7 protein-coding genes are annotated in these 6,073 nt (G+C 61.7%); 5 read left to right on the top strand and 2 right to left on the bottom strand.

What is annotated here, in order from left to right; genetic code table 11:
* The 5 genes from WBB95_RS23000 to WBB95_RS22980 all read left to right on the top strand — a co-directional run.
* On the top strand, window positions 1–939 hold a 939-nt coding region (locus WBB95_RS23000; protein ID WP_424489657.1), incomplete at its 5' end, for an HlyD family secretion protein.
* Window positions 932–2,500, top strand: coding sequence for a DHA2 family efflux MFS transporter permease subunit (locus tag WBB95_RS22995; RefSeq protein WP_424489656.1), 1,569 nt, complete (start codon window positions 932–934; stop codon window positions 2,498–2,500). The genes WBB95_RS23000 and WBB95_RS22995, both read left to right, overlap by 8 nt.
* Window positions 2,497–3,918 (top strand): efflux transporter outer membrane subunit, encoded by a 1,422-nt coding sequence (locus WBB95_RS22990; protein ID WP_424489655.1) that lies wholly within the window; start codon window positions 2,497–2,499, stop codon window positions 3,916–3,918. The genes WBB95_RS22995 and WBB95_RS22990 overlap by 4 nt, the downstream gene beginning before the upstream one ends.
* Before the next feature lie 165 nt (window positions 3,919–4,083).
* Complete coding sequence (locus WBB95_RS22985; RefSeq protein WP_424489654.1) at window positions 4,084–4,344, top strand: hypothetical protein; 261 nt, start codon at window positions 4,084–4,086, stop codon at window positions 4,342–4,344.
* A 205-nt stretch (window positions 4,345–4,549) separates the two neighbouring features.
* Window positions 4,550–4,873 (top strand): hypothetical protein, encoded by a 324-nt coding sequence (locus tag WBB95_RS22980; RefSeq protein ID WP_424489653.1) that lies wholly within the window; start codon window positions 4,550–4,552, stop codon window positions 4,871–4,873.
* A 46-nt stretch (window positions 4,874–4,919) separates the two neighbouring features.
* On the opposite strand, the gene arr is transcribed toward WBB95_RS22980, so the two are convergent.
* Window positions 4,920–5,336, bottom strand: a complete 417-nt coding sequence (gene arr, locus WBB95_RS22975; RefSeq protein ID WP_424489652.1) for an NAD(+)--rifampin ADP-ribosyltransferase — start codon at window positions 5,334–5,336, stop codon at window positions 4,920–4,922.
* 59 nt (window positions 5,337–5,395) lie between these two features.
* Entirely contained in the window at window positions 5,396–5,737 is a 342-nt protein-coding gene (locus tag WBB95_RS22970) for a hypothetical protein (RefSeq protein ID WP_424489651.1), read from the bottom strand.
* Window positions 5,738–6,073: the final 336 nt, after the last annotated feature.

Here is a 6,073-nt window from a genome sequence, read left to right as displayed (position 1 = left end):
GCGTATTTGCAGGCCGACAGCATCAGCGTGGCGCCGAAGATCAACGGCTACGTTGCCGAGGTGCTGGTCAGCGATAACCAGAACGTCAAGCGCGGCGATGTGCTGGTGCGCCTGGATGCGCGCAAATACCAGGCGGTCAGTGATGAAGCGTCGGCAACCATCGCCGCACGCAATGCCGACCTTGCCAAGGCGCAGGCTGACCTGGTGCAACAGGACTCGACCATCGCCGAGGCCCGCGCGCAACTGCAAGGCGCCGACGCTGACGCCCGCCACGCCCAAACCGAAGTCGCCCGCTACGCGCCCCTGGCACGCTCCGGCGCCGAGCCGGAAGAACGCCTGGCACAGCTCAATAATCAACTGGCACAAGCCCGCAGCACCGTGGCCGCGAAACAGGCGGCCCTGACCTCCAGCCAAACCCGTTATGGCACCCTGCAGGCGCAACTCAAGCAAGCCCAGGCGCAACTCGGCGTGGCCAAGGCCAGCGAGGCGCAGAGCCAACTGGATGTGGATGACGCGGTCATCCGCAGCCCACTGGACGGCCGCGTGGCGGATCGCGGTGTGCGTGTCGGCCAGTACGTGCAACCCGGCACGCGCTTGCTCACCGTGGTGCCGATCAGCGCGATCTACCTCACCGCCAATTACAAGGAAACCCAGATCGGCGAAATGCGCGCCGGCCAGCACGTGACCGTGCACGTGGACGCCCTGCCCGGCCGCGACCTGCAGGGCCATATCGACAGCCTGTCGCCTGGCACTGGCGCGCAGTTCGCGCTGTTGCCGCCGTCGAATGCCACCGGCAACTTCACCAAAATCGTGCAGCGCGTGCCGGTGCGTATCTCCCTGGACGTGCCGGACGACGTGCGTGCAGCCTTGATGCCGGGCCTGTCGGCGACCGTTGAAGTCGACACCCGCACCGGCGGCGCGGATGCCCATCATGGCTGAGGCACTGATGGCCGAGGTGGTGGCCGAGAAACCGCGCAACGCCTCGCTGACCGACTGGATCGCCGTCATCGCCGGCGCCTTGGGGGCGTTGCTGGCAACGCTGGACGTGTCGATCACCAACTCTGCACTGCCTCAGATTCAGGGCCAGATCGGCGCCACCGGCACCGAAGGCACCTGGATTGCTACCGGCTACCTGATGTCGGAAATCGTCATGATCCCCCTCGCCGCCTGGCTGACTCGGGTATTCGGCTTGCGTCGGTTCCTGATCGGCACCGCCTTGATGTTCACCGCTTTTTCGATGTTCTGTGGCCTGTCCGCCAGCCTTGGCGCAATGATCGCCGGGCGCATCGGCCAGGGGTTTGCCGGCGGTGCGATGATCCCGACGGCACAAACGATTGTGCGCACCCGCCTGCCCCCGCACCAACTGGCCATAGGCACGACCATCTTCGGCATGACCGTGATCCTGGGGCCGCTGCTGGGCCCGGTGATCGGCGGCTGGCTGACAGAAAACATCAGCTGGCGCTGGTGCTTCTTCCTCAACCTGCCCATCAGCATCGCCCTGATCACCTTGCTGATCACCGGCTTGCCAACCGAGCGCATGAACCTGCAGCGCTTTATCACTGCCGACTGGATGGGCATTCTCGGCCTGGCGATGGGCCTGAGTTCGCTCACCGTGGTGCTTGAAGAGGGCCAACGTGAGCATTGGTTTGACTCGCCCATGATCATCTGGCTGAGCATCGCCACCGTCAGCGGCTTTTTCCTCATTGCCCTCGGGCAACTGCGCTCAAGCACACCTATTTTGCGCCTGGAACTGGTGCTCAACAAAAGCTTTGGCAGCGTATTGCTGATTGGTACTGCCGCCGGCGCGGGGATCTACGGTACGGCGTATCTGGTGCCGCAATTTCTCGGCATCTTGTCTGGCTACAACGCGCAACAAGCGGGTTCGATCATGCTGCTGTCGGGCATTCCGGCATTTTTGCTGATGCCGATATTGCCGCGATTACTTGGCCGCTACGACCTGCGCTGGATGGTCGGCGGCGGCTTGCTGCTGTATTGGGCCAGTTGCTTTGTCGACACCCAACTGACCGCTGACAGCGTCGGGCACGACTTCATCTGGTCTCAGCTGTTACGCGGCTTTGCGCAGATTTTGGTGATGATGCCCCTTAGCCAACTGTCGATGCGCTCGGTCGACACACAGCACGCCGGGGATGCCTCGGGGCTCTACAACATGTCGCGAAACCTGGGCGGCACCATCGGGCTGGCCTTGCTCGGCGTGCTGATGGACCGGCGCAGCCACTTCCATGACGCCATGCTGCGCGAAGGCATTCCAGCCAACAGCCAATTGGCCCAGGACCAGATGGCGAGCAATACCGCCAGTTACCTCGCACAAACCGGCGATGCCTCCACGGCGCAATTGCAGGCGTTTTCCCATCTCGCCAGTGACATCGCTCAGCAAGCCGCCGTCATGGCCTACAACGACTCGTTTTATCTACTGGGACTGGCGCTGCTGGCGTGCATGCCCCTGATCCTCTTACTGAAAAAGCGCACGGTACAACCATGATTGCTCGCTCCTTTCCCCTGCTGCTGACCGTCGGCCTGCTGTCTGCCTGCACCGTCGGCCCGGACTACCACGGCGCACCCGACGTGGCCCCCAAGACCCTCTCCGCCGGGCGCCTGCCGCATGCGGACACCACCGCGCAGGCCACACCCGCCGTCGCCCAATGGTGGCGAAACCTGGGCGATGCGCAGCTCACTGCGTTGGTCGAACAGGCCCTGCAAAACAGCCCTGATATCGCCACCGCCCAGGCGCGCTTGAAGCAGTCCCGCGCCAGCCTCAGCGGCGCCCGCGCCGATGCGATGCCCAAGGTCACCGGGGACGCGGCGATGGTCAAACTGCGCTCGCCGGATACGTCCGCATTGGGCGGCAGCAGCGGTGGCGGCCGAGGCCCGTTGAGCCTGTACCTGGCGGGCTTTGATGCCAGCTGGGAGGCCGACGTGTTCGGCGGCACTCGGCGTGCAGTCGAAGCGGCGCAGGCTGAAGCCGAGTCTTCACAAGCACAACTGGCCGATGCCCAGGTGCAGTTGGCGGCCGAGATTGTCCAGGCCTACACCGACCTGCGTGACCAGCAGGCGCGGCTGGCACTCGTCGAGGCCAGCGTCGACATCGAGCACCAGGCCCTCGACCTCACCCAGCAACGGCGCAGTCGCGGCGTGGCCTCACAACTGCAACTCGAACAAGTGCTGACTCAAGCCGAAAATACCCAGGCCCAGCGCTTGCCGCTGCAAGCCGCGATTGTCGAGTCTCTGGACCAGCTCGATTTGCTCTGCGGCCTGGAACCCGGCGAACTCGATGAGCAACTCGCAACAGCCCGCGCGCTGCCCGCCATCCCCAGCCAAGTGCCGCTGACCGACCCTGCCGCCATCCTCAAAGCCCGCCCCGACATCCGCATGGCCGAGCGCAAACTGGCGTCGGCCAATGCGCAAATTGGCGAGAAAACCGCCGACTGGTTTCCCAAACTCAGCCTGATGGGCGACCTGTCATTCTCCGCAGGCGACCCCGGGCATTTGGCACGCAAAGACAACGGCACCTGGTTGATACTGCCGCGCATCACCTGGAACGCCCTGGATTTCGGGCGCGTGGCCGCCAGTGTCAACGGCGCTGAAGCCGGGCGCGATGAAGCACTGGCGCAGTACAAGCACACGGTATTAAGCGCATTGCGCGACGCGGATGTGGCGTTGGCGCGCTACGGGCATCAACGGCAGAATGTGGCGCTGTTGCGCAATGTGGAATCTTCCGCCGTCCGCGCGGCGGACCTGACCCGCCAACGCTATCGCGCGGGCACGGCAAGTACCCTGGACTGGCTGGACGCGGAGCGCACGCGGTACCAAGCGCAGGAAAGCCGGATATCCGGGGATGCCGAGTTGCTGAAGGATTTTGCTTCGCTGCACAAAGCGCTGGGATTGGGGTGGACGCTCTAAACCGCAATTGAACTACCATGAGCCTTCGTTTAATACCGGGTCATTTCTCGAGGTGACTGGAGACAAAAGAGAGGCGCGTGCGTGGCCCTGTTTGCAGCGTTGGACCGCTCGCCTGCCCAGTAGAAACAATGACCGATACCTTTTGACGTGACGGGTGGGAAACAGATGGAAAAATTGATACCTGGCCTCGACGGGCCCAGAACCGCCCAGCAGGAACTGTTTTATGACCTGGACGACGCGGTGGCGGTGGTTGGCTGGTCAGTGGTTGAACTCACGGCCCTGGCCGCCAGCGCCCAACCCCCTGAGGGCGCGGTGGCCATGATGAAAATAGTCGCATTGCTGGCAGCCCAGCAGTCGAAGCTTGCGGTGTATGCAGGCGAGGTGAAAAACCAACGCATCATCAGGTCTGAGGCTGGCGCCAACTGAGGCCCCAGATGAGACGCACAGACCAGTAATTGATACGCACAGGCAAGATATTTTCTTCAGGCCCTTTTTCAAGATTTTATAATTATTGCGTGTTCGAACTACCTCAGCCGTGGCGCGCAGTGGAGTCATGACGCCCTGCAACCTGCCGCAACAGTAACGAGCACGCCGTAATTACCTAATGTCGACAGGAAAAAGGATCTGGGCTATGTCACTGCGCAACGTTTCTGTACTGATCACCACCTTGGTTCTTTTGAGCGGCTGCAACGCGCTCGCGGGCAAGACCAATATGCTGAGTGATGATGATGTGAAGTCCCAAAGCGCCGGCGCGCTGGGCTATGCCCCAACCGACCTGACGATCGTCAATCGACAAACCCAGGGCACTAACACCTACGTGCTGCTGAAAACCAACGACAACAAGCAATTCAACTGCATTATCAATGGCGGCAATCTCCTGACCTTCGGCATGTCCAACCCGCCTTCCTGCGCAAAAAAAGGCGAGCAGGTCAAAAGCGGGCCGTTTGGTAGCTGATAAACACAGCGTCGATCACACCACGGGCAGCCCCTGCCGTTTCACATCAGTCGATGATCACATCCGTGCCCGCAGCCTTCATCCGGGCGAGGTTGTCCTTCATCTGCTGCAACCGTTCAGGCGCGTGCCCTTGCCACTTCGTCACCTCGGCAACCACCCGCAACGGCTCGGCGGAACGGTAGGAAAGCGTGGGGTTGCCGGGGAATTTCTTGTCCGTCACGTTCGGATCATCGATGACTGCCCCCGTGGGTTCCACCACATAAATCCGCTCGCGCTCACTGCCAAGTGCCAGCTCCGCGCCCCAGATGGCTGCGTCCAGCGTGCCCGTGAAGTAAACCCAGGACAGCGGCTTGCCCTCGGTAAAATTGGACGGGTAGCCCACAGAGATCATATCGCCGGGCTCCAGCTGGGCGCGGGTGCCGTGGAAGAATTGGCGGGTGAACATCGCGGGGGTATTGGGCATGGGGACGCTGCTCCTTTGAGGGAAAAACGGCTCATCGAATGACGGTTGTTGAGTGCGACTCAGCGCTGATCGATTTCAATCTTCTGTGTGGGATCAGGGCTGTACTTTTGACGTTTCAACTGAGGGTCGCCTTTGGCCAGGCAGAAGAAAAATATCTCCGCCTCGCCGCAACCGCCGTGCAACGCACATTCACTCGACTGCATGTGGTCCAGCAGAATCTCGCGCCCTTGAGATTCACAAAAGACGTTCGCCTCTTTCAATGCCTGACCTTTCGCTGACGCCGGCCCACCCAAAGGCACGCGGGTTGAGATGGTGTAGGTGTCAGGCCCGACTTTTATCGGGCCGCTGTCGGCGCAGGCGGTGAGCATCGTTGCAGCTAGAAGGGTTAGCCAGATTTTCATTTTTGATGCCCCCGGGGAAAGACCGACTGTACAGGGCAGCCAGCCGGCTTGCTCCCTGATTTTTAATATTGAAAGGCTCGGCGCCGCCCTCTCGGGCCTCAGACATTTCCCACGAACCGAGGAGGTTGAGGCATAGGAAGTAACTTGGCTAGGATTCGCCGTCGCAGCAGGTGCTGTGGCCGGGCGTCGCAACCTGACATTATCTGAGGGCTACCCTGTTGGAGCCTCACGCATGAAAGCACTTGCACCTGATAACGCCGTTTCCACGCCTATTTTCAAGGTAAGACCGGACCTGAGCTCAGAGGACGCACTGGTCAATGCGAGCGAGTTACTGGC

Source organism: Pseudomonas sp., assembly GCF_049645325.1.
In the GTDB taxonomy this organism is placed as follows: domain Bacteria; phylum Pseudomonadota; class Gammaproteobacteria; order Pseudomonadales; family Pseudomonadaceae; genus Aquipseudomonas.
This window is presented reverse-complemented; position numbering and strand designations above follow the sequence as displayed.

What these genes read in the sequence shown, in the direction of transcription:
- WBB95_RS22995 (WP_424489656.1), top strand. Translation starts at nt 932, where the DNA reads ATGGCTGAGGCACTGATGGCCGAGGTGGTGGCCGAGAAACCGCGCAAC.
- WBB95_RS22990 (WP_424489655.1), top strand. Translation starts at nt 2,497, where the DNA reads ATGATTGCTCGCTCCTTTCCCCTGCTGCTGACCGTCGGCCTGCTGTCT.
- WBB95_RS22985 (WP_424489654.1), top strand. Translation starts at nt 4,084, where the DNA reads ATGGAAAAATTGATACCTGGCCTCGACGGGCCCAGAACCGCCCAGCAG.
- WBB95_RS22980 (WP_424489653.1), top strand. Translation starts at nt 4,550, where the DNA reads ATGTCACTGCGCAACGTTTCTGTACTGATCACCACCTTGGTTCTTTTG.
- arr (WP_424489652.1), bottom strand. Translation starts at nt 5,336, where the DNA reads ATGCCCAATACCCCCGCGATGTTCACCCGCCAATTCTTCCACGGCACC.
- WBB95_RS22970 (WP_424489651.1), bottom strand. Translation starts at nt 5,737, where the DNA reads ATGAAAATCTGGCTAACCCTTCTAGCTGCAACGATGCTCACCGCCTGC.